A 22,690-nucleotide genomic window follows, 5' to 3' on the forward strand; every position below is an offset into this window, starting at 1 on the left:
TCGTCACGACGCTCGAAGGAACGGCCACCACGGTCGTCACGACGCTCGAACGAACGCCCACCACGGTCGTCACGACGCTCGAAGCCACGGTTGTCGCGGTCACGGTCCCGGTTGAAACCACCCCGGTCGTCACGACGCTCGAAGGAACGGCCACCACGGTCGTCACGACGCTCGAACGAACGCCCACCACGGTCGTCACGACGCTCGAAGCCACGGTTGTCACGACGCTCGTACGACGACGTGCGCTCCTCGCGCGCGCCCCGGTCGACGTCCCGCGCGGCCGGCTGCTCCGGGACGGAGGCCTCGACCGCCGCCTGGACCTCGGCCTCGGCCTGCTCCTGCGCCTCGGCCACCGCGGCCTCGGGGTCCTCGCCGCGCTCGCGGGCGACCCGGGCGACCAGCCGGTCCGCCTCCTCACGCAGCTCGGTCGCGCGGCGCTGCGCCCGCTCCAGCTGCTTGGTGAGGTGGGCGACCTCGCGCTCGGCCTGCTGGGCGGCGTTGCCCGCGGACTCCGCCTGGACCTCGGTCATCGAGCGGGCGCCGGTGATCTCGGCGACCTCCGGGTCGAAGGCGGCACCGCCCTGGATGATGTGGCGCGCGGCGTCGACGCCCGCGTCCTCCATCAGCCGGAAGATCTGGCGGCGCTGGTGCGGCAGCGACAGGGAGACGACCGTGCCGGTACGGCCCGCACGCGCCGTGCGGCCGGCCCGGTGCAGGTAGTCCTTGTGGTCGCCGGCCGGGTCCACGTTCAGCACCAGGTCGATGCCGTCGACGTGGATGCCGCGCGCGGCGACGTCGGTGGCGACGAGGACGTTGACGTAGCCGTCCTTGAAGTCGGCCAGGGTGCGCGTACGGGCGCCCTGGGTCATGCCGCCGTGCAGCGCGTCCGCCTTCACACCCGCCTCGCGCAGCTGCTCGGCGACGCGGTCGGCGCCCAGCTGGGTGCGGACGAAGATGATGGTGCGGCCCTTGCGGGAGGCGATCGCGGCGGTGACCGGCGCCTTGTCCTTGGGCTTCACGATCAGGATGTGGTGCGACATGGTCGTCACGGCACCCTGGGCGGCGTCGACCTCGTGGCTGACCGGGTCGTTCAGGTAGCGGTCGACGAGGGTCTTGATCTCGTTCTCCATCGTCGCGGAGAAGAGCATGCGCTGGCCGCCGGCCGGCACCTGGTCGAGCAGCTCCGTCACCTCGGGCAGGAAGCCCAGGTCGGACATCTGGTCGGCCTCGTCGAGGACGGCGATCTGCACGTCCTCCAGGGAGCAGGCGCCCCGGTTGATGATGTCGCGCAGCCGGCCCGGGGTGGCGACGAGGATGTCGACGCCGCGCTCCAGGGCGTAGATCTGGTTGCCCATCGACGTACCGCCGCAGACGACCTTCATCTTCAGGCCGACGACGTCGCCGTAGGGCTGCAGGGCGTCCGCGACCTGCATCGCGAGCTCACGGGTGGGGGTGAGGATGACCGCGCGGGGCTTCTTCTTCTCGGTGCGGCCGCCGGCCAGCATGGCCAGGGTCGGCAGACCGAAGGAGAGGGTCTTGCCGGAGCCGGTGCGGCCACGGCCGAGGATGTCCTTGCCGGCCAGGGCGTCCGGGATGGTCGCGGCCTGGATCGGGAAGGGGACCGTCACACCGTTCTGCGCGAGCTTGCGCACGACACCCTCGGGCAGACCCAGGTCGCTGAAGGTGAGGTCGGAGGTCTCGTCGGACTCGACGATCTCGTCGACCTCGACGGCCCCGATGATCTCGTCGGTGACCGCGTCGATGTCGCCGGCCTCGGTGTTCTCGGGCAGGACGGCGTGATCAGTACTGGAAATGGACATGCGTAAGCGAAACCTTCCGGAGTCTCGTCGGCACGCGCCCGTCAACTCCGTGTTCGCATTACGACCGCCTCAATGCGGTCCGCCACGGCAAGGGAGAGTACGCGCCACACGGCGCGCTCTGTGGTGGCGCCGGGCAAATGGGATCAAACGATCTACCACCATACGCACCCTGCCCTACCGAAGGCAAATCGGGTGCCCGCCATCTCCGCGAGACGCTCGTCACGCCCCTCGGGCCGGGCCCGGCGGAGCCGCCTCGGCCACACCCCCGGGAGAGCCGACGGCCGCCCTCCCGGCTCCGGAACGCGCCGCCCCGGCCGCCTCCCGCCGGCCCGGCCCTCACACCGGCGACCCCGCCTGCGGGGCCGGTTCCCGCTGCGCCAGTTGGGGGCCCGTCCCGCCGCCGCTGTCCTCGTGCGCGGACGACGACGGCTCGGCGACCGTCGGCTCGGGCGTGGGCGACGGCGGCTCCGGCGACGGCGCGGGCGGCTCCGGGTCGGGGTCCGGCGAGTGGGCGGGCGGCGTCGGCTGCGTCTTGGGCGGGTTCGGCGGCCCCGGCTTCTCGCCGCTCTTCCCCGGCTTCACGGGCCCCGCCGACGCCGACCCGCTCGCGCCCGCCGAGGCAGAGGCCGACGGGGACGCCGAGGCACTCGCCCGGCCCTTCCCCCTGCCCTTCCCGTGCCCGTGCTTGCCGTCCGCGCCCGCGCCGCCCATGTAGCCGCCGCCCACACCCGCCGGCCCGCCGGCCGTCCCCTCACCGCCGTGGTGCCCCGCCGAGTGCGACGGCCTGGCCCGGCCGTCCGCGTCATCCCCCACGCTCATACAGCCGGCGGCCGCGGCGACGGCCAGGACGGTGGCGGCCAGGCGAACGGGTACGTACTTGGGGCGCACGGGGCCACCTCCGGGGCAGGCGCAATGAGTCGACCTGCCCAACTCCCAGCGCCCACAGGAGGACACGCGCCCCCTGCGCCAAGGCTCAGCCGTAGCCCAGCGCGTGCAGTCTGGCGTCGTCGATGCCGAAGTGGTGCGCGATCTCGTGCACGACCGTCACCTCGGTCTCCTCGACGACCTCCTCCCGCGTCTCGCACATCCGCAGCGTCGGCCCCCGGTAGATCGTGATCCGGTCCGGCAGCACCCCCGCGTACCACTCACCGCGGTCCGTCAGCGGAGTCCCCTCGTACAGCCCGAGCAGCTCGGGATCGTCCGCCGGGGGTTCGTCCTCGACGAACACCGCGACGTTGTCCATCAGCCGCGTCAATTCCGGCGGAATCCGGTCCAGCGCCTCGGCGACCAGTTCCTCGAACTCCTCGCGCGTCATCTCCAGCACAGGCCCATTGTCGGGTACACCACCGCCTCGGGGAGAGCGGGAACGTCCGCATACCCGCACGCACACCCGGGCATACGGCACCAATGGCCCGCGTCCGCGTCCCCCGTACGCCCCCCGCCACCGCCCTCGACCTCTCGCCCCGCCCCCACCCCTGGTCCCGCGCCCTCGGCCTCACCGCCGTCGTCCTCCTCGGCGCCTGGCTGGGCCTGCTGGTCGTGGGGAACGTCCGGGCACCGGTCGGACCCATGAACACGACCATGACCCTGCGCCCCTCCCTCACCGGCGGCACCAAGATCAACGTCTCCCCGCTCGGCGCCCTCACCCTCGACAGCCACACCGCGCCGGTCCGCCTCGACGTGAACGTCGACCAGCTCGACCCGGCCCGCTCCCAGGCCCTCGTCGACCACCCGGAACGCCTCTCCGGCCTCCAGGACGAGGTCGCCCACGACGTCCAGCACGGCACCCTCGACCTCGCCGTACGCTCCTGCGTCGCCGTCGTCTCCGGCGCCACCGCCCTCGGCCTCGCCGTCTACCGCCGCCCCCGCCGCGCCCTCGCCGCCGGCGGCCTCGCCCTCGGCCTCCTCGCCGCCTCCGGCGCCACCGCGTACGCCACCTGGAACCCCAAGTCGGTCCTCGAACCCCGCTTCTCCGGGCTGCTCTCCTCCGCGCCCTCCCTCGTCGGCAACGCCCGCAGCATCGTCACCGAGTTCGACGTCTACCAGCAGGAGCTGGCCCGGCTGGTGACCAACGTGACCAAGCTCTACGACGTCACCTCGACGCTCCCGGCCTACCAGCCCGACCCCAGCACGGTCCGCGTCCTGCACGTCTCCGACATCCACCTCAACCCCGCGAGCTGGAAGATCATCGCCTCGCTCGTCGAGCAGTACAAGGTGAACGTGATCGTCGACTCCGGCGACACCATGGACCACGGCACGTCCGCCGAGAACGGCTTCCTCGACCCGGTCGCCGACCTGGGAGCGCCGTACGTCTGGGTCCGCGGCAACCACGACTCCCGTGCCACCCAGAGCTATCTGGAGGGCATCAAGAACGTGCACGTCCTCGACGACGGCCGGGCCGAGACCATCGCCGGCCTGCGCTTCGCGGGCACGGGCGACCCCCAGTTCACCCCGGACCGCTCCTCCGTCCCGGGCGCCGGGGCGTCCCAGGAGGCGGCGGGCGACCGGCTGGCGGAGGCGCTGCGCGCCCAGACGACCGCCGGCACCCCCGTCGACGTGGCCGTCGTCCACGAACCCTCCGCCGCCCGCCGCACGGACGGCACGGTCCCGCTCGTCCTCTCCGGCCACCTCCACCACGAGGAGATGGAGGTGATGAAGAACGGCACCCGGCTGCGCGTGGAGGGCTCGACGGGCGGCAGCGGCCTGCGCGCCGTCGAGGGCGAGTACCCCGACCCGATCGAGGCGTCGATCCTCTACTTCGACCGCGACAGCAAGCGGCTGCAGGCCTGGGACGAGATCGAACTGGGCGGCCTGGGCCTGACCACGGCGGAGGTCAGCCGCCACCTCCCCAAGGAGAACCAGCCCGGAGCCTCCCCCACCCCGACTCCGCCGTCCTCCTCCACCCCGTCGCCCCCGAGCCGGACCCCCGCCTCTCCCGCCCCGTCCACCCCCTCCCCGTAAACCGTTTTGGCGATCCCTCCCGCCATCCCATATGCTTCTCACGTCCCCGACGCGCTGAGAAGCGCCCAGGCGGGCCGATAGCCCTCATCGTCTAGCGGCCTAGGACGCCGCCCTTTCAAGGCGGTAGCACGGGTTCGAATCCCGTTGGGGGCACGCAACACCGTGTGCGACACTGTCGTACACAACAGCTTGGTCCTGTGGAGCAGTTTGGAGTGCTCGCCACCCTGTCAAGGTGGAGGCCGCGGGTTCAAATCCCGTCAGGACCGCTGAGGTTTCACGTGAAACCTCGTGGCTGGGTAGCTCAGTTGGTACGAGCGTCCGCCTGAAAAGCGGAAGGTCGCCGGTTCGACCCCGGCCCCAGCCACCACGCTGAACAGCGCAAAGACCCCCGTCGGGATTCCGACGGGGGTCTTTCGTTGCCGCTCCGACGGCAGTGCTACGGCAGGGGGCTGGAGCGGGCCCTGCGGGAAGAGCTTGCTGCGCCGCATCAACACACCTTCCGCTTCTCCGTCCTGCTTGGCAGACCCTTTCCCGCAGCGCTACGTTCTGGCTGATCGTCGTAGGGGATGCGGGGGCGGGGATGAGTCGGGGCGGGGCCAGGGCTGTGCCGGATGACGCGTTGGAGAGGGACCGGGCCCGGTACGGGCTGCTGGCCGTGGTGGTCAGCAATCTGGCGATCGCCGCGGTGGCGGTCTTCGGGGTCTGGCAGCTCGACGGCGACACATCCGTGATCGTGGGCGTGCTGACCGCGGCCTTCACCGCCGTCAGCAGCATGACCACCGCCTACCTGGGTATCAAGGCCGTCTCCAACACCGCCAAGTCCATCGCCCTCGGCGAGCCCCGGACCCGGCACGCGGTGGAGACCCCTGACGCACCGCCCGCACAGCGCACGCCCTGACCCGCGCCCCGCCCGGGGAACAAAAGGGTTCGCCACGAATTTGGCCGGGATGAGATCCTGGATCGCGTATGTCTACGCATCCCGCCCCCGCCCTCGGCGCCCTCGCCCCCCGCCTGGCCGAGCTGTCCCTGCGCGACGCGCACCGGCTCGGGCGCAGGCTCGAAGGTGCGCGCAAGATCCGCAAGCCGGAGGCCCGTGCCGCCGTCCTCGCCGAGATCGAGGCGGAGGTCGCACAGGTCGAGGAGCGGATGACCCTGCGGCGCGGCCGTATGCCCGCCGTCACGTACCCCGAGCAGCTCCCGGTCAGCCAGAAGAAGGACGAGATCGCGGCCGCCATCCGTGATCACCAGGTCGTCATCGTGGCCGGTGAGACGGGCTCCGGCAAGACCACCCAGATCCCGAAGATCTGTCTCGAGCTGGGCCGGGGCGTGCGCGGCATGATCGGGCACACCCAGCCCCGCCGTATCGCCGCCCGCACCGTCGCCGAGCGCGTGGCGGAGGAGCTGCGGACCCCCCTCGGCGAGGCCGTCGGCTGGAAGGTCCGCTTCACCGACCAGGTGAACCCGGACGCCACCTTCGTGAAGCTGATGACGGACGGCATCCTGCTCGCCGAGATCCAGACGGACCGCGAGCTGCGCGCCTACGACACGATCATCATCGACGAGGCCCACGAGCGGTCCCTCAACATCGACTTCCTGCTGGGCTACCTGGCGCAGCTGCTGCCCCGGCGCCCCGATCTCAAGGTCGTCATCACCTCCGCGACCATCGACCCCGAGCGCTTCTCCCGGCACTTCGGCGACGCCCCGATCGTCGAGGTCAGCGGGCGGACGTATCCGGTCGAGGTGCGCTACCGGCCGCTTCTGGAGGAGGAGAGCGAGGACTCCGACCGCGACCAGATCACCGCGATCTGCGACGCCGTCGAGGAGCTGATGGGCGAAGGGCAGGGCGACATCCTCGTCTTCCTCTCCGGCGAGCGGGAGATCCGCGACACGGCGGACGCCCTGGAGAAGAAGTACCCCCGCGCCGGAGGCGCTGATTGGCAGCGCACCGAGGTGCTTCCGCTCTACGCCCGTCTCTCCCACGCCGAGCAGCATCGCGTCTTCCAGCCGCACACCGGCCGCAGGATCGTTCTGGCGACCAACGTCGCCGAGACCTCCCTCACCGTCCCGGGCATCAAGTACGTCATCGACCCCGGCTTCGCCCGCATCAGCCGCTACAGCCACCGCACCAAGGTCCAGCGCCTGCCGATCGAGGCGATCTCGCAGGCCAGCGCCAACCAGCGCAAGGGCCGCTGCGGCCGTACCTCCGACGGCATCTGCATCCGCCTGTACTCCGAGGACGACTTCAACGCCCGCCCGGAGTTCACGGACGCGGAGATCCTCCGTACGAACCTCGCCTCCGTGATCCTGCAGATGACCGCGGCCGGCCTCGGCGACATCGAGAAGTTCCCCTTCATCGACCCGCCGGACCACCGCAACATCCGCGACGGCGTGCAGCTGCTGCAGGAACTGGGTGCCCTCGACCCCGCCCAGAAGGACCCGCGCAAGCGGCTCACGCAGACCGGCCGCAAGCTCGCCCAGCTGCCCGTCGACCCCCGTCTGGCCCGCATGGTCCTGGAGGCCGAGAAGAACGGCTGTGTCCGCGAGGTCATGGTCATAGCCGCCGCGCTGTCCATCCAGGACCCGCGCGAGCGCCCGGCCGACAAGCAGACCCAGGCCGACCAGCAGCATGCCCGCTTCAAGGACGAGACCAGCGACTTCCTCGCCTACCTCAACCTGTGGCGGTACGTCCGCGAACAGCAGCGCGAGCGGGGCTCGTCGTCCTTCCGCCGGATGTGCAAGCAGGAGTACCTGAACTTCCTGCGCATCCGCGAGTGGCAGGACATCTACACGCAGCTGCGCACCGTCGCCAAGCAGATGGGCATCCATCCCAACGAGCAGGACGCCTCCGGCGACAGCATCCATGTCTCGCTCCTCGCCGGCCTGCTCTCGCACATCGGCATGAAGGACGTGAAGGACGGCGCGAAGAACGAGTACCTGGGCGCGCGGAGCGCCAAGTTCGCGATCTTCCCCGGCTCGGCGCTGTTCAAGAAGACGCCCCGCTTCGTGATGTCCGCCGAGCTCGTGGAGACGTCCCGTCTCTGGGCCCGGGTCAACGCGAAGATCGAGCCCGAGTGGGTCGAGCCGCTCGCCGGCCATCTCCTGAAGCGGACGTACAGCGAGCCGCACTGGGAGAAGGACATGGCGGCCGTGATGGCGTTCGAGAAGGTCACGCTGTACGGCGTACCGATCGTCGCCCAGCGGAAGGTGAACTACGGCCGGATCGACCCGGAGGTCTCCCGCGAGCTCTTCATCCGCAACGCCCTGGTGGAGGGCGACTGGCGGACGCACCACAAGTTCTTCTCGGACAACCGCAGGCTTCTCAGCGAGGTCGAGGAGCTGGAGCACCGGGCGCGGCGCCGGGACATCGTGGTCGACGACGAGACGCTGTTCGACTTCTACGACCAGCGGGTTCCGGAACACGTGGTGTCCGGGGCGCACTTCGACTCGTGGTGGAAGCGCAAGCGGCAGGAACAGCCGGACTTCCTGGACTTCGAGCGGGAGATGCTCATCCGGGAGTCGGCGGAGGCGGTCACCAAGGCCGACTATCCGGACTCGTGGCGGCAGGGGCAGCTGAAGTTCCGGGTCACCTACCAGTTCGAGCCGGGCGCGGACGCGGACGGTGTGACCGTCCACATCCCTCTCCAGGTGCTCAACCAGGTCACGGACGAGGGCTTCGACTGGCAGATCCCGGGCCTCAGGCAAGAGGTCGTCACGGAGCTGATCCGCTCCCTCCCGAAGCCGGTCCGCCGCAACTACGTGCCGGCGCCGAACTTCGCCAAGCGCTTCCTGGACCAGGCGGTGCCGTCGTCCGCCGGTGGCTCGACGCCGCCCCCGGAGCCCCTGACCACGGCGATGGCCCGCGACCTCAAGCGCATGGTCGGCGTTCCCTTCGAGGCGGAGGACTTCGACTGGTCGAGGATCCCCGACCATTTGAAGATCACCTTCCGGATCGTCGACGAGCGGCGCCGCAAGCTCGCCGAGGACAAGGACCTTGAGGCGCTGAAGCTGCGCCTGAAGCCGAAGGCGCGCCAGGCCCTCTCCCAGGCGGCCGCGGCGACCGCCGAACGGCAGGGCGGCGAGTCCCTGGAACGCAAGGGGCTGACGGACTGGACGATCGGCTCGCTCACCCAGGTCTTCGAAACCCGCCGCGCGGGCCAGCCGGTCAAGGCGTACCCCGCGCTGGTCGACGACGGCGACACGGTGTCGGTCAGGCTCTTCGACACCGAGGCGGAGCAGGCGGAGGCGATGTGGAAGGGCACCCGGCGGCTCATCCTGCGCAACATTCCGGTCAATCCCGCGAAGTTCGCTTCCGAAAAGCTCACGAACGCTCAGAAGCTGGCGCTGTCGGCCAATCCGCACGGCTCGATACAGGCGCTGTTCGACGACTGCGCGATGGCGGCGGCGGACAAGCTGATCGGCGACTTCGGCGGGCCGGCGTGGGACGAGGAGTCGTACCGGAAGCTGTACGACAAGGTGCGCGCGGAGATCGTCGACACGACGGTGCGCACGGTCGGGCAGGTGCAGCAGGTCCTCGCCGCCTGGCAGGCCTGTGAGCGCCGCCTGAAGGCCGTGAGCAGCCCCACGCTGCTGGCGAACCTGGCCGACGTGCGCAAACAGCTGGACGCCCTCGTGAAGCCCGGCTTCGTGACGGGGGCGGGCCTGCGCCGGCTGCCCGACCTGATGCGCTATCTGGTGGCCGCCGACCGGCGTCTGCAGCAGATGCCGACAGGGGTCCAGCGGGACACCACCCGCATGGAGAAGGTCCATGAGATGCAGGACGAGTACGCCTGGCTCCTGGAGCAGCTCCCGCCGGGCCGGCCGGTGCCGCAGCAGGTCCTGGACATCCGCTGGATGATCGAGGAGCTCCGGGTCAGCTATTTCGCCCACGCGCTGGGCACGGCGTACCCGGTCTCGGACAAGCGGATCGTGAAGGCGATCGACGCCGCCGCTCCGTGACGGACGCTCCACGGAGGGTGAGTTCGACCAGGGGGCTCACCCTCCTGTACAGTCCTTCTCGCAGCACAGCGCAAGACGAAGTGCCGCGAAACCTGGTCCTGTGGAGCAGTTTGGAGTGCTCGCCACCCTGTCAAGGTGGAGGCCGCGGGTTCAAATCCCGTCAGGACCGCAGTAAAGAAGCCCGGATCCGAAGATCCGGGCTTCTTCGCGTTCTCGACCCGGCCTGCCTGCCCCCGGTCTTCCTGCCCCTGGCCCGCGGCCCTCTCGCCTCGCCGGCCTCCGTGCCTCCCCGCCTCCCCGCCTCCCCGGCAGACTCCCGCCCCGCCGGCCCCTCCCCGCCCCTCCGGTCGGTGTGCCCGGGTTCTCCCGGTGTCCGCATCGCCACCGGCGCCCTTGACGGCGTCACTTTCCCTCGGTACCCCAGAACTCAGGGCACGCTCCCGCGTGGCCTTCCCGGAGGTGGCTCATGGCGGCAGCGGCTAGGCACGAGACGCGGGCACTGCTCCGCGCGCACCTGTCGGCCGCGTCGTCGTACGGGCACCTGACCCGCCACTGCCCGATCTGCCACCGCTTACTGCGGCTCGCCATGGACGGCGCCCCACGGGGTACCCAGGCGCCCGGGGAGACCCTGGACGACTCCCTCGAGAGCACCCTTGAGGACGCCCTCGGCGACGCCCTCGAGGACGAGAGTCCCTCGACGGCCTGATCAACGACTGCGCCGGCAGGCGGAGTTGCCCTCGCTCCTCTAGCGCAGAGGAGCGGGTGGCGACAAGGCCACTGGCATGTGACGGGTGTCACCGCATAAGTTTTGGAACCGGGCCTACTTACCAGTCACCTGCAACTGGTCAATTTAATATGTGCAATTGCACCACTGTGGAGGATGTCCGCAGGGATGTCCGGAGGGTGCTCCCGGGAACCCCCGCACCGCCTCCCCAGACTCCGACAGGGTCGCTCACAGGGCGACCCGATACAGCTCCGCGGGCGCCCACGGGCGGCCGCAAGCGCACAAAAAAGATCGCGCTGGACCCGGCGGAGTCCAGCGCGATCGACGACGTTCCCAGAGGGCGAGGGGCCTGTTGGGGCAGGACCCACGTCGCTTGGAGCTAGGTTCCGGGCGTCCGAACAGGTTGGGGGACCTGCTGTGTTGCCCGGTTATTCAGTTGTTCAGGCCTCGCTGCGCTGCTGCGGGATACCCGCCAGCAGGGCGCGGACCTCTGCCTCGCGGTAACGGCGATGTCCGCCGAGCGTGCGGATCGACGTGAGCTTGCCGGCCTTCGCCCACCGCGTGACCGTCTTGGGGTCGACGCGGAACATGGTGGCGACCTCAGCCGGGGTCAGCAGCGGCTCAGCATCAGGGGTGCGAGCGGTCATGAGCGGCCTCCTCGGGAGAACCGAACCTTCTCGGTTCTTTCCTCTAAATTCTGCACCTTGACCCGCGTTGCCCGAAATGGCGGACGCGAGTCGAGTCGGTTATAGGACGAACGGCTTGTCCTCGGCACTACAACTACACCATCTGTCCAGCCGCGTCGGCCAAACCGATGGAATTGCCCCCCAGGTGTTCATCGGCGACGGAAGCCGATGGACCATGCCATAGCGGACAGTCACGTCACTGTGACGATCAGTCACAGGGGCGCTCAGGAGTCACCAGACCCCCCAAAGCGTGCAATGCTGAGATTCCCCCCACGATGGAGCATAAGTAGGCGGATGGAGTCCTCCCCGGACTCCTTGTCCTATTTTGGCACGAGGAGGGGCAAGAGACGCAAGGGCCGCGTACGTGCGGTCCGTCACCCTTGCGACATAAGCACGTATGGGGACCTACATCCCGTCAGTTCCGTGAAGTGCGGATGACCGTACGCTGTTCGACCCATTTCGGCCGTGACGCAGGTCACTTATGAAAGCGCTGTCGCCTCTGTCACATCGTCAGTTCACAGAATGCACGATGCCGTCAGTTGGCCGAGCGCCGGTCCCGGACCGTCCGCCACCGCTCCACGAGCCGCGCGTACGCCTCGCCCGCGGCGGCCCCGTCGCCCGCCCGCAGGGCCTCGATGCCCTCGGCCACGTCCGCCGCAGAGTGGTCGTCCTCCAGATGACCGGCCGGGAGGGTGTGGACGAGGCCGCCGTAGTCCAGTTCCACCAGCGAACGCGGATGGAACTCCTCCAGCCAGCGCCCCACGTCCAGCAGCCCGTCGATCAGCGGCCCCTCGTCCATGGCCTCCCTGAGCGCGCGCAGCCCCCGGGCCACCCGGCGCCGCGCCTGCACCATCGGGGTGCGGTACCGCAGCACGGGCGCCACCTCGGCTGTCCCCTTCTCGTACACCCGCTCCTCGTCGGAGACCAGCACGAACCAGTCCATCGGCACCTGCCAGGTCGCCGAGCGGATCCAGGGGCGCGCGTCGGGGTTGCGCTCCCGCCAGCGCTCGTAGTCCTTCGCCGCCTGGAGCCGTACGACCTCGGGGAGCACCGCCTCCAGGACCGGCCGGGGCAGCTCGTCGCCCAGCTCCTCCAGGGCCTGCCAGCCGCGCAGCCGGGTCCGCCACGGGCACACGTGCAGGACCCCGTCCACCTCGGCCACGAACGCCTCACCGCTCTCGTGCACCGGCACCGCGACCGGCGGGGTGGGCAGCAGGTCGGCCAGGGAGCGGCGCAGCTCGTCCTGGTAGGAGGGGCGGTCGGGGCGGCGGGCGTAGCGCGCCCAGTGGGTGCGCTCGGGCTCGGGGAAGGCGGCCAGCGGCTCGTACACGCGCAGATACGACGCGTAGGGAACGATCACCGAGGACACCTTGGGCACGCCTGCTCCCTCCCCCGCCCACCGGCCGGGAAACCTGATCGTCCCCGCGCCCGGCGACGCGGGAAATGCCTGCAGATCGTCGCACGCGTGTACTCCGGGAGGAGGTGATCGCGCGTTCCGGAGGAGGTGATCCCGAGCGGTACGCCTTCGCCGGGCCCCACAGGCTCTACCCTCGTGCCACAGGCCCCGCCACCCCTTGGGCGCCTGCGTCCGAACCGCCGCCAGTTACCCAGGAGTCACCACCGTGACCGACGTAGACAACGGCGTCCTGCACACCCTGTTCCAGTCGGAGCAAGGGGGTCACGAGCAAGTCGTGCTCTGCCAGGACCGCAAGACCGGCCTCAAGGCCGTCATCGCCCTGCACTCCACCGCGCTGGGGCCCGCCCTCGGCGGAACCCGCTTCTACCCGTACGCGACCGAGGCGGAGGCCGTCGCCGACGCGCTGAACCTCGCGCGCGGGATGTCGTACAAGAACGCCATGGCCGGGCTGGACCACGGCGGCGGGAAGGCCGTGATCATCGGGAACCCCGACACGATCAAGACCGAACAGCTGCTGCTCGCCTACGGCCGTTTCGTGGCCTCGCTGGGCGGCCGGTACGTGACCGCCTGCGACGTGGGCACCTATGTCGCCGACATGGACGTCGTGGCCCGTGAGTGCCGCTGGACGACCGGCCGCTCCCCCGAGAACGGGGGCGCCGGCGACTCCTCCGTGCTGACCGCCTTCGGCGTCTACCAGGGCATGCGGGCCTCCGCCCAGCACACCTGGGGCGACCCCTCGCTGCGCGGCCGCCGGGTCGGCGTCGCGGGCGTCGGCAAGGTCGGCCACCACCTGGTGGACCACCTGCGGGCCGAGGGCGCCGAGGTCGTCGTCACGGACGTGCGCGAGGACGCCGTACGCCGCATCCTCGACCGGCACCCGCAGGGCGTCTCGGCCGTCCCCGACACCGAGACGCTGATCCGGGTGGAGGGGCTCGACATCTACGCCCCCTGCGCCCTCGGCGGTGCCCTGAACGACGACTCGGTGCCCGTGCTGACGGCCTCGGTCGTGTGCGGTGCGGCCAACAACCAGCTGGCCCACCCCGGTGTCGAGAAGGACCTCGCCGACCGCGGGATCCTCTACGCGCCGGACTACGTGGTGAACGCCGGCGGGGTCATCCAGGTCGCCGACGAACTGCACGGCTTCGACTTCGACCGGTGCAAGGCGAAGGCGTCGAAGATCTTCGACACCACCCTCGCGATCTTCGCACGTGCGAAGGAAGACGGGATTCCGCCGGCCGCGGCGGCGGACCGGATCGCGGAACAGCGGATGCACGAGGCGGCTCAGGCGCGCGGATGGTGACGTTCCGCTAGCGGTCCGCCGGAGGCGCCCCGAGGGTTTGGCCGGTACCGCCGGGTGGAAAGTTAGAGAGAACTCTCACTCTTCCCGGCGGGTCGGCCGCCAATAAGTGGTTAAAATCGCCACTGACCAGCGAGGACGGGGCGTCTCACAGGTTCTGCGCACACGCGCGTGCTACGGGCGACGTACCGTACGGGCGTGGGCTCAGGTACCGTGGGAGCCCTACGGCGGGCTCTCCGAGGAGAGACCGTTCTGGATCATGAACGCGTGTCAACCTGGGGCCAGCGAGCCCCGTCGTTGAGGGGGTCGAGCCATGGGGCGCGGCCGGGCCAAGGCCAAGCAAGCGAAGGTCGCCCGCCAGCTGAAGTACAACAGCGGCGGGACGGATCTCTCACGCCTGGCCGAAGAGCTGGGCGCATCGCCATCGAACATGCCGCCGAATGGCGAACCGTTCGAGGACGATGAGCAAGACGACGACCCGTACGCACGGTACGCCGAGCTGTACGGGGACGACGACGAGGACGACGAAGAGGACTCCTCCCACCAACACCGTCGCGGCGCTTGACCTCGCTTTGAGCACTCACCCGGTCGGTGACTTCGGTCACCGACCGGGTCTTGTGCTGTGCGCGGGGCGCGCGGCCGGCTGTCAGGCGTAGTCGCCGACCAGCTCCGCGCCCGTGGTGTGCTCACCGCGCTCGGTGATCTCGCCGGCGACCCAGGCCTCGACACCGCGGTCGGCCAGGGTGGCCAGGGCGACGTCGGCCGACTCCTCGGGCACGATCGCGATCATGCCGACGCCCATGTTCAGCGTCTTCTCCAGCTCCAGCCGCTCGACCGAGCCGGTCCTGCCGACGAGGTCGAAGACGGGGGCCGGGGTCCAGGTGGAGCGGTCGACGATCGCGTGCAGTCCGTCGGGGATGACGCGGGCCAGGTTGGCCGCGAGTCCACCGCCGGTGATGTGCGAGAAGGCGTGCACGTCGGTCGTGCGGGTGAGGGCCAGGCAGTCCAGCGAGTAGATCTTGGTGGGCTCCAGGAGCTCCTCGCCGAGCGTGCGGCCGAACTCGTCGATCCGCGCCTCGAGGGAGAGGCCCGCCTGGTTCAGCAGGACGTGCCGGACCAGCGAGTACCCGTTCGAGTGAAGCCCTGAGGCCGCCATGGCGATCACCGCGTCACCCGTGCGGATACGATCCGCGCCGAGCAGCCGGTCGGCCTCCACGACGCCCGTACCGGCGCCGGCCACGTCGAAGTCGTCCTCACCGAGCAGGCCCGGGTGCTCGGCCGTCTCACCGCCGACCAGGGCGCAGCCGGCCAGCACACAGCCCTCGGCGATGCCCTTGACGATGGCGGCGACACGCTCGGGATGCACCTTGCCGACACAGATGTAGTCGGTCATGAACAGCGGCTCGGCGCCGCACACCACGATGTCGTCCATGACCATGGCGACCAGGTCGTGGCCGATCGTGTCGTAGACGCCGAGCTGACGGGCGATGTCGACCTTCGTGCCGACACCGTCGGTGGCGGAGGCGAGCAGGGGGCGCTCGTAGCGCTTGAGGGCGGAGGCGTCGAAGAGGCCGGCGAAGCCGCCGAGGCCGCCGAGGACCTCGGGGCGCTGCGTCTTCTTCACCCACTCCTTCATCAGCTCGACGGCGCGGTCGCCCGCCTCGATGTCGACGCCCGCGGCTGCGTAGCTGGCACCAGTTGTCTCAGACATGGCTAGTGAGAACCTTCGTGTCGTACGGCAGTTGTTACGGGCCGTCTACGGGCGGCGAATGGCGTCGGCGGCGGCCGTGGCGGCCGGGCCGGCGGCCAGCTCCGTCTCCAGCAGCTGCTTGCCGAGCAGCTCGGGGTCGGGGAGCTCCATCGGGTACTCGCCGTCGAAGCAGGCGCGGCAGAGGTTCGGCTTGGCGATGGTGGTCGCCTCGATCATGCCGTCGATGGAGATGTACGCCAGGGAGTCGGCGCCGAGCGAGGTGCCGATCTCGTCGATGGTCATGCCGTTGGCGATGAGCTCCGCGCGCGTGGCGAAGTCGATGCCGAAGAAGCAGGGCCACTTGACGGGCGGGGAGGAGATCCGGATGTGGACCTCGGCGGCGCCGGCCTCGCGCAGCATCCGCACCAGCGCCCGCTGGGTGTTGCCGCGCACGATCGAGTCGTCGACGACGACCAGGCGCTTGCCCTTGATGACTTCCTTGAGCGGGTTCAGCTTCAGGCGGATGCCGAGCTGGCGGATGGTCTGCGAGGGCTGGATGAACGTGCGGCCGACGTAGGCGTTCTTCACGAGACCCGCGCCGAAGGGGATGCCCGAGGCCTCCGCGTAGCCGATGGCGGCCGGGGTGCCGGACTCCGGGGTCGCTATGACCAGGTCGGCCTCGGCGGGGGCTTCCTTGGCGAGCCGGCGGCCCATCTCCACCCGGGAGAGGTACACGTTCCGGCCGGCGATGTCGGTGTCGGGGCGGGCCAGGTACACGTACTCGAAGACACAGCCCTTGGGCTTCGCTTCCGCGAATCGAGAGGTACGGAGGCCGTTCTCGTCGATCGCCACGAACTCGCCCGGCTCGATCTCGCGGACGAAGCTGGCGCCCGTGATGTCGAGGGCGGCGGTCTCGGAGGCGACGACCCAGCCGCGCTCCAGCCGGCCGAGGACCAGCGGGCGGATGCCCTGCGGGTCGCGGCCCGCGTAGAGGGTGTGCTCGTCCATGAAGACGAGCGAGAAGGCGCCCTTGACCTGCGGGAGGATCTGGTGGGCGGCCGCCTCGATGGTCAGCGGCTTGCCGTCCTCGTCGACCTGGGCCGCGAGGAGCGCGGTGAGCAGCTCGGTGTCGTTGGTCGCCGCGACACGCGGAGAGCGGCCCTCCTGCTTGGGCAGGTCGGCGACCATCTCGGCGAGCTGGGCGGTGTTGACGAGGTTGCCGTTGTGGCCGAGCGCGATCGAACCGTGCGCGGTGGCGCGGAACGTCGGCTGGGCGTTCTCCCACACGGAGGCGCCAGTGGTCGAGTAGCGGGCGTGTCCGACCGCGATGTGACCCTGGAGCGAACCGAGCGAGGTCTCGTCGAAGACCTGGGAGACGAGGCCCATGTCCTTGAAGACGAGGATCTGGGAGCCGTTGCTGACCGCGATTCCCGCGGATTCCTGACCCCGATGCTGGAGGGCGTAGAGCCCGAAGTATGTGAGCTTGGCGACCTCTTCACCGGGAGCCCAGACCCCGAAGACGCCGCAAGCGTCCTGGGGGCCCTTCTCGCCGGGGAGCAGATCATGACTGAGTCGACCGTCACCACGTGGCACACCACCGAGTGTAGGCGAGATCGACCACTGGTCCGAATTGGGGATACCTGCCGGTAACTGGATCTTCGTCGGCTCGACCCGTCCATGATCGACTTGTTTGCGCAGGTCAGAGGCGATGTACGGCGATCCCGTGGGACGCGGGGAGGCCACCGGGGCGGGCCCGTGAGGTCGCGGTCCGTATGCACGAGTGAGGTGTCGCACATCATTCGGCACGCCCGGGGTCAGGACAGCAGCGGCAGGAGCGCTCCCAGGTCGGCCCGTTCGCCGCTCGCGCTCACCTTCGCCGCCGCCACCGCCTCGGTCCACGTCAGCCGTCCGGTCGCCAGCCGGATCCAGGTCAGCGGGTCGGTCTCGACGACGTTCGGCGGGGTGCCACGGGTGTGCCGGGGGCCTTCGACGCACTGCACGACGGCGTACGGCGGGACGCGCACCTCGGTCGCGCCGCCGGGCGCCTTCTCCGCGAGGGCGTCCGCGAGGAGGCGGGTGGTGCACGCGAGGGCCTGACGGTCGAGCGGGACGGCGAGGCCGGGCACGGCCGCGTTGAGGTCGTCGGTGTGGACGACGAGCTCGACGGCGCGCGTGACCAGGTAGTCGGCGAGGGGCAGCGCACCCGCGTTGGTCTCCAGCAGCCGGGTCCCGGGGTGGGTGTCGAGCTGCTCGACGAGCCGGTGCGCGACACCGGCGAGGTAGGCGTCCAGGTCGGGGTGCTCCTCGGTCAGCCGCCGGGTGAACTCGTCGATGGCCGGGGAACTCGCGGCGGTCGCGAACGGCCAGTCCAGGAGCACGGCGTCCCGCTTCGGCGGCTCCGGCCGGGCGAGGGAACGCTCGATGGCGGTGAGGGCCATCCCGATGTGCGCGACGAGCTCCCGTACGGTCCACTGCCCGAGCCGCGTCGGCAGCGCGAGCTGCTCGGGGGCGAGGCCGGCGACCGCCTCCCGTACGTTCGCGAACTGGGCCAGCACCGCTGCCCGGGTCCTGGCGGGGTCGTAGGCACGTGTGCGCTTCTTGGCCGGAGGCATGGCCGTGAGACTAACCCTGCGCACCAACCCTGCGCGCATGCGGCCGGACGCGATCAGGCCGTTCGACCGCTGCTCCCCAGCCGGCCCCGGGCCTCCTCCTCGGCGCCGGGACCCGCGGCGCCGGTGCGGGACCCGTTGCGACCTGCGGCGGGGACGGCGAAGGCCCCGGCCGGCTGGGCGGTCGGGGCCTTCGCGTCGTACGCGGATACGCGCGGGGACCGGCGGGCGGTCCCTCGCCGGCGCCTACGCGAGCAGCGCCGGGATCGTCTCCTCGTGGGCCGTGCGCAGCTCCTCCAGGGAGAGCGCGAACTCGCCCTGGACGTCCACGGTGTCGCCGTCGACGACACCGATGCGGGTGACCGGGAGGCCCCGGGCGCCGCACATGTCGTTGAAGCGGACCTCTTCCGAGCGCGGGACGGCGACGACGGCGCGGCCGGCCGACTCGGAGAAGAGGAAGGTGAACGCGTCGAGCCCGTCCGGTACGACCAGACGCGCGCCCTTGCCGCCGAGCAGCGCCGACTCGACGACCGCCTGGATCAGACCGCCGTCGGACAGGTCGTGGGCGGAGTCGATCATGCCGTCGCGGGAGGCGGAGATCAGGATCTCGGCGAGCAGCCGCTCGCGCTCCAGGTCGACCTTCGGCGGCAGACCGCCGAGGTGGTCGTGGACGATCTGCGACCAGGCCGAGCCGCCGAACTCCTCGCGGGTGTCGCCGAGGAGGTAGAGCAGCTGGCCCTCCTCCTGGAAGGCGACCGGCGTGCGGCGCGCGACGTCGTCGATCACACCGAGGACGGCGACCACCGGGGTGGGGTGGATGGCCACCTCGCCCGTCTGGTTGTAGAGCGAGACGTTGCCGCCGGTCACCGGTGTGCCCAGCTGCTGACAGGCGTCGGCGAGACCGCGCACGGCCTCCGCGAACTGCCACATGACGGCCGGGTCCTCGGGCGAGCCGAAGTTCAGGCAGTCGGAGACGGCGAGCGGCTTGGCGCCGGTCGTGGCGACGTTGCGGTACGCCTCGGCGAGCGCCAGCTGGGCGCCGTGGTACGGGTCGAGCTTTGCGTACCGGCCGTTGCCGTCGGTCGCGATGGCGACACCGAGGCCGGACTCCTCGTCGATCCGGATCATCCCGGAGTCCTCGGGCTGGGCGAGGACGGTATTGCCCTGGACGAAGTGGTCGTACTGGGACGTGATCCACTTCTTGGAGGCCTGGTTGGGCGAGCTGACGAGCTTGAGGACCTGGTCCTTCAGCTCCTCGCTCGTCCGCGGCCGCGGCAGCTTGTTCGCGTCGTCCGCCTGGAGGGCGTCCTGCCACTCGGGGCGGGCGTACGGGCGCTCGTAGACCGGGCCGTCGTGCGCGACCGTGCGCGGGTCGACGTCGACGATCTTGCCGCCGTGCCAGAAGATCTCCAGGCGGTCGCCGTCGGTCACCTCACCGATGACGGTGGCGATGACGTCCCACTTGTCGCAGATCTCCAGGAAGCGGTCGACCTTCTCCGGCTCGACGACCGCGCACATGCGTTCCTGCGACTCGCTCATGAGGATTTCCTCGGGCGAGAGGGTCGAGTCCCGCAGCGGGACGTCGTCCAGGGTGACGCGCATGCCCCCGGAGCCGTTGGAGGCCAGCTCGGACGTGGCGCAGGACAGACCGGCCGCGCCGAGGTCCTGGATGCCGACGACCAGCTTCTCCTTGAAGGCCTCCAGGGTGCACTCGATGAGCAGCTTCTCCTGGAAGGGGTCACCGACCTGGACGGCGGGGCGCTTCGAGGGCTTGGCGTCGTCGAAGGTCTCGGAGGCGAGGATCGACGCGCCGCCGATGCCGTCGCCGCCGGTGCGAGCCCCGTAGAGGATGACCTTGTTGCCCGCGCCGGAGGCCTTCGCGAGGTGGATGTCCTCGTGCCGCATCACGCCGATGGCACCGGCGTTGACCAGCGGGTTGCCCTGGTAGCAGGCGTCGAAGACGACCTCGCCGCCGATGTTCGGCAGGCCCAGGCAGTTGCCGTAGCCGCCGATGCCGGCGACGACGCCCGGCAGGACGCGCTTGGTGTCGGGGTGGTCGGCGGCGCCGAAGCGCAGGGGGTCGACGACGGCGACCGGGCGCGCGCCCATGGCGATGATGTCGCGGACGATGCCGCCGACGCCCGTGGCCGCGCCCTGGTAGGGCTCGACGTAGGACGGGTGGTTGTGCGACTCGACCTTGAAGGTGACCGCGTAGCCCTGGCCGACGTCGACGACACCGGCGTTCTCACCGATGCCGACGAGCAGCGCGTCGGACTGCGGGGCCTTCTCGCCGAACTGGCGCAGGTGCACCTTCGACGACTTGTAGGAGCAGTGCTCGGACCACATGACGGAGTACATGGCGAGCTCGGCGCCGGTCGGGCGGCGGCCGAGGATCTCCACCACCCGCTCGTACTCGTCCTTCTTCAGGCCGAGTTCGGCCCAGGGCAGCTCGACGTCGGGGGTCGCGGCCGCGTGCTCGACCGTGTCCAGAGGCGTCCGGCTCATGCGTTGACCAGCTTCTTGAGGATCGAGGTGAAGAACGGGAGACCGTCGGTGCGGCCCGACCCGATGAGGGGCTCGACGGCGTGCTCCGGGTGCGGCATGAGGCCTACGACGTTGCCGGCCTCGTTGGTGATGCCGGCGATGTCGTTGAGCGAGCCGTTGGGGTTGAAGTCGAGGTACCGGAAGGTCACACGGCCCTCCGCCTCCAGCTTGTCCAGCGTGTACCGGTCGGCGACGTACCGGCCGTCCATGTTCTTCAGCGGGATGTGGATCTCCTGGCCGGACTCGTAGTCGACGGTCCAGGCGGTGTCCGCGTTCTCCACCCGCAGCTTCTGGTCGCGGCAGATGAAGTGGAGGTGGTCGTTGCCGAGCATCCCGCCGGGGAGCAGATGGGCCTCGGTGAGGATCTGGAAGCCGTTGCAGATGCCGAGGACCGGCAGCCCGGCCTTCGCCTGCTCGATGACGGTCTCCATCACCGGCGAGAAGCGGGAGATGGCTCCGGCGCGCAGATAGTCGCCGTACGAGAAACCGCCCGGCAGAACCACCGCGTCGACCTGGTGGAGGTTCTTGTCCTTGTGCCAGAGCGCGACCGGCTCCGCGCCCGCGAGGCGGATCGCGCGCTGCGTGTCCCGGTCGTCGAGGCTGCCCGGAAAAGTGACGACGCCAATACGAGCGGTCACTTCGCGGCCTCCGCGACTTCCTCCACCTTGACGGTGAAGTCCTCGATCACGGTGTTGGCGAGGAAGGATTCCGCAAGATCGTGGATGCGGGCGAGGGCGGCCTCGTCGACCGGGCCCTCAACTTCCAGTTCGAATCGCTTTCCCTGACGTACGTCGGAGACGCCCTCGAAACCCAGACGCGGCAGTGCGCGCTGCACCGCCTGGCCCTGGGGGTCGAGGATCTCCGGCTTGAGCATGACGTCGACTACGACGCGTGCCACTGGCACTCCCGGTGGTGTGGTGCTGAGCAGGTTCCTGCAGGTGTCTCCGACAGGCACCTTCAGACTACCCGCACAAAATTTCTACGCGGGTAGAGTTGTAGGAATCTACGTGAGCGCCATCACGATCAGGTATCGGACCAGTGCCTTCACGAAAAGTTCAGGGAAAGATCCGGGGTACCTGCGCGTTCCCTATTGCCCTGGGACACGCGGGGAGATTTAGTCGAGCTTCACATTCGATTGCCGGGCACTGTACAAATGAAATGGCAATAGCCGATACTTTGCCCCATAACTGGCGGACAGTCGACATCTCCGTGACGTCTTGGCACGTCATCGCAGAGCTGTCGCACGAAGGGACCGATATTCGTGGCGCAGAAGGTCGTGGTCACTCTCTTTGACGACATCGACGGCTCGGAAGCGGCGGAAACGATCGCCTTCGGACTCGACGGCAAGTCGTACGAGATCGACCTGAATGAAGCCAATGCCAAGAAACTGCGTAAGGCCCTGGCGCCCTACGTGGAGGCCGGCCGCAAGCGGTCGAAGTCCGGCAAGGCGTACAGGCAGACGGAGGTCGCGCCCGACCCGGCGGCCGTGCGTGCCTGGGCCCAGGCCAACAAGATGGACGTGCCCGCGCGCGGACGCATCCCCAAGAAGGTCTACGAGGCGTTCGCCGAGGCGCAGTGAGCCACCCCGTCCCGGCGCCCCCGGGGTCCGTCAGCGGGCCCCGGGGACAACCGACTTGCGTTACCCCCCACATCGTCGGCTAATGTCTGGGGCACGCCGCCGGGCAGGGCCGAAAAGCCCAGCTCACGGAGGCCACGCGGGTGTAGTTCAGTAGTAGAACATCCCCCTTCCAGGGGGAAGGCGCAGTGTGCGATTCCTGTCACCCGCTCTGCACCGCCGTCCCGACCACGCTTGTGGATCAGGTAGGCTGGTGCTCGCGCCGATCGGTGAAAGCCGGTCGGAGGCAATGCGGACGTAGCTCAGTTGGTAGAGCGCAACCTTGCCAAGGTTGAGGTCGCGAGTTCGAGCCTCGTCGTCCGCTCTGAATCAAGCCCCCCGGCTTCAACCGGGGGGCTTTTTCATGCGCC

The 22,690-nt window shown here is 70.0% G+C and carries 18 protein-coding genes and 6 tRNA genes; 13 read left to right on the plus strand and 11 right to left on the minus strand.

Annotated elements, in window-relative coordinates:
* The 3 genes from ACFY30_RS22370 to ACFY30_RS22380 all read right to left on the minus strand — a co-directional run.
* Positions 1-1,820 (minus strand): DEAD/DEAH box helicase (locus ACFY30_RS22370; RefSeq protein ID WP_390846934.1); only part of this gene is annotated, 1,820 nt, incomplete at its 3' end.
* A 336-nt stretch (positions 1,821-2,156) separates the two neighbouring features.
* Complete coding sequence (locus tag ACFY30_RS22375; RefSeq protein WP_390846935.1) at positions 2,157-2,708, minus strand: hypothetical protein; 552 nt, start codon at positions 2,706-2,708, stop codon at positions 2,157-2,159.
* Positions 2,709-2,793: 85 nt separating this feature from the next.
* The gene (locus ACFY30_RS22380; RefSeq protein ID WP_003999986.1) at positions 2,794-3,144 is read right to left on the minus strand and encodes a metallopeptidase family protein; all 351 of its coding nucleotides are present in this window, start codon (positions 3,142-3,144) and stop codon (positions 2,794-2,796) included.
* Positions 3,145-3,227: 83 nt separating this feature from the next.
* On the opposite strand from ACFY30_RS22380, the gene ACFY30_RS22385 reads away from it, so the two are divergent.
* The 8 genes from ACFY30_RS22385 to ACFY30_RS22420 all read left to right on the plus strand — a co-directional run bounded on the left by ACFY30_RS22385 (position 3,228) and on the right by ACFY30_RS22420 (position 10,443).
* Positions 3,228-4,781: a metallophosphoesterase gene (locus ACFY30_RS22385; protein WP_390846936.1), complete on the plus strand. Its 1,554-nt coding sequence runs from the start codon at positions 3,228-3,230 to the stop codon at positions 4,779-4,781.
* An 80-nt stretch (positions 4,782-4,861) separates the two neighbouring features.
* A tRNA-Glu gene (locus ACFY30_RS22390) sits at positions 4,862-4,934 on the plus strand.
* Positions 4,935-4,972: 38 nt separating this feature from the next.
* A tRNA-Asp gene (locus ACFY30_RS22395) sits at positions 4,973-5,047 on the plus strand.
* 24 nt (positions 5,048-5,071) lie between these two features.
* Positions 5,072-5,148: transfer RNA gene (locus ACFY30_RS22400), tRNA-Phe, on the plus strand.
* Positions 5,149-5,361: 213 nt separating this feature from the next.
* A complete protein-coding gene (locus ACFY30_RS22405) occupies positions 5,362-5,679 on the plus strand; it encodes a hypothetical protein (RefSeq protein WP_390846937.1) in 318 nt (105 codons plus the stop codon).
* A 68-nt stretch (positions 5,680-5,747) separates the two neighbouring features.
* Positions 5,748-9,737 (plus strand): ATP-dependent RNA helicase HrpA, encoded by a 3,990-nt coding sequence (gene hrpA, locus ACFY30_RS22410; RefSeq protein WP_390846938.1) that lies wholly within the window; start codon positions 5,748-5,750, stop codon positions 9,735-9,737.
* A 94-nt stretch (positions 9,738-9,831) separates the two neighbouring features.
* A tRNA-Asp gene (locus ACFY30_RS22415) sits at positions 9,832-9,906 on the plus strand.
* A gap of 297 nt (positions 9,907-10,203) precedes the next feature.
* Entirely contained in the window at positions 10,204-10,443 is a 240-nt protein-coding gene (locus ACFY30_RS22420) for a DUF6274 family protein (protein WP_390846939.1), read from the plus strand.
* Positions 10,444-10,901: 458 nt separating this feature from the next.
* Here the strand turns inward: ACFY30_RS22420 and bldC are convergent, their stop codons facing one another.
* On the minus strand, positions 10,902-11,108 hold the full coding sequence (gene bldC / locus ACFY30_RS22425) for a developmental transcriptional regulator BldC (protein WP_003949541.1): 207 nt from the start codon (positions 11,106-11,108) through the stop codon (positions 10,902-10,904).
* Between the two features lie 574 nt (positions 11,109-11,682).
* The gene (locus ACFY30_RS22430; protein ID WP_390846940.1) at positions 11,683-12,525 is read right to left on the minus strand and encodes a hypothetical protein; all 843 of its coding nucleotides are present in this window, start codon (positions 12,523-12,525) and stop codon (positions 11,683-11,685) included.
* Positions 12,526-12,769: 244 nt separating this feature from the next.
* Here ACFY30_RS22430 and ACFY30_RS22435 point away from each other — a divergent pair, with 244 nt between their 5' ends.
* Together ACFY30_RS22435 and ACFY30_RS22440 are read left to right on the plus strand one after the other, a co-directional pair.
* The gene (locus ACFY30_RS22435) at positions 12,770-13,864 is read left to right on the plus strand and encodes a Leu/Phe/Val dehydrogenase (protein ID WP_390846941.1); all 1,095 of its coding nucleotides are present in this window, start codon (positions 12,770-12,772) and stop codon (positions 13,862-13,864) included.
* A gap of 310 nt (positions 13,865-14,174) precedes the next feature.
* Positions 14,175-14,426 carry a DUF3073 domain-containing protein gene (locus ACFY30_RS22440; protein ID WP_390662300.1) on the plus strand — a complete coding sequence of 84 codons (252 nt, stop codon included), beginning with the start codon at positions 14,175-14,177 and terminating at the stop codon, positions 14,424-14,426.
* A gap of 81 nt (positions 14,427-14,507) precedes the next feature.
* On the opposite strand, the gene purM is transcribed toward ACFY30_RS22440, so the two are convergent.
* The 6 genes from purM to purS form a co-directional block, all read right to left on the minus strand.
* Positions 14,508-15,572, minus strand: a complete 1,065-nt coding sequence (gene purM, locus ACFY30_RS22445) for a phosphoribosylformylglycinamidine cyclo-ligase (protein WP_390662299.1) — start codon at positions 15,570-15,572, stop codon at positions 14,508-14,510.
* 45 nt (positions 15,573-15,617) lie between these two features.
* Positions 15,618-17,144 (minus strand): amidophosphoribosyltransferase, encoded by a 1,527-nt coding sequence (gene purF, locus ACFY30_RS22450; RefSeq protein ID WP_390846942.1) that lies wholly within the window; start codon positions 17,142-17,144, stop codon positions 15,618-15,620.
* Positions 17,145-17,365: 221 nt separating this feature from the next.
* Complete coding sequence (locus ACFY30_RS22455) at positions 17,366-18,163, minus strand: sterol carrier family protein (protein WP_390846943.1); 798 nt, start codon at positions 18,161-18,163, stop codon at positions 17,366-17,368.
* Between the two features lie 243 nt (positions 18,164-18,406).
* The gene (purL, locus tag ACFY30_RS22460; RefSeq protein ID WP_390846944.1) at positions 18,407-20,665 is read right to left on the minus strand and encodes a phosphoribosylformylglycinamidine synthase subunit PurL; all 2,259 of its coding nucleotides are present in this window, start codon (positions 20,663-20,665) and stop codon (positions 18,407-18,409) included.
* On the minus strand, positions 20,662-21,342 hold the full coding sequence (gene purQ, locus ACFY30_RS22465) for a phosphoribosylformylglycinamidine synthase subunit PurQ (RefSeq protein WP_390662295.1): 681 nt from the start codon (positions 21,340-21,342) through the stop codon (positions 20,662-20,664). The genes purL and purQ overlap by 4 nt, the downstream gene beginning before the upstream one ends.
* On the minus strand, positions 21,339-21,602 hold the full coding sequence (gene purS, locus ACFY30_RS22470) for a phosphoribosylformylglycinamidine synthase subunit PurS (RefSeq protein ID WP_390846945.1): 264 nt from the start codon (positions 21,600-21,602) through the stop codon (positions 21,339-21,341). Before purS ends, purQ begins: the two co-directional genes overlap by 4 nt.
* A 363-nt stretch (positions 21,603-21,965) precedes the next feature.
* Between purS and ACFY30_RS22475 the strand changes: the two genes are divergently transcribed.
* The 3 genes from ACFY30_RS22475 to ACFY30_RS22485 all read left to right on the plus strand — a co-directional run bounded on the left by ACFY30_RS22475 (position 21,966) and on the right by ACFY30_RS22485 (position 22,644).
* Positions 21,966-22,283: an Lsr2 family protein gene (locus tag ACFY30_RS22475; RefSeq protein ID WP_390846946.1), complete on the plus strand. Its 318-nt coding sequence runs from the start codon at positions 21,966-21,968 to the stop codon at positions 22,281-22,283.
* 136 nt (positions 22,284-22,419) lie between these two features.
* Positions 22,420-22,491: transfer RNA gene (locus tag ACFY30_RS22480), tRNA-Gly, on the plus strand.
* An 80-nt stretch (positions 22,492-22,571) separates the two neighbouring features.
* Positions 22,572-22,644 (plus strand) — tRNA-Gly (locus tag ACFY30_RS22485).
* Positions 22,645-22,690: the final 46 nt, after the last annotated feature.

Origin of the sequence: Streptomyces sp. NPDC000345, from assembly GCF_042898825.1 — a bacterium.
Classification (GTDB): Bacteria; Actinomycetota; Actinomycetes; order Streptomycetales; family Streptomycetaceae; genus Streptomyces.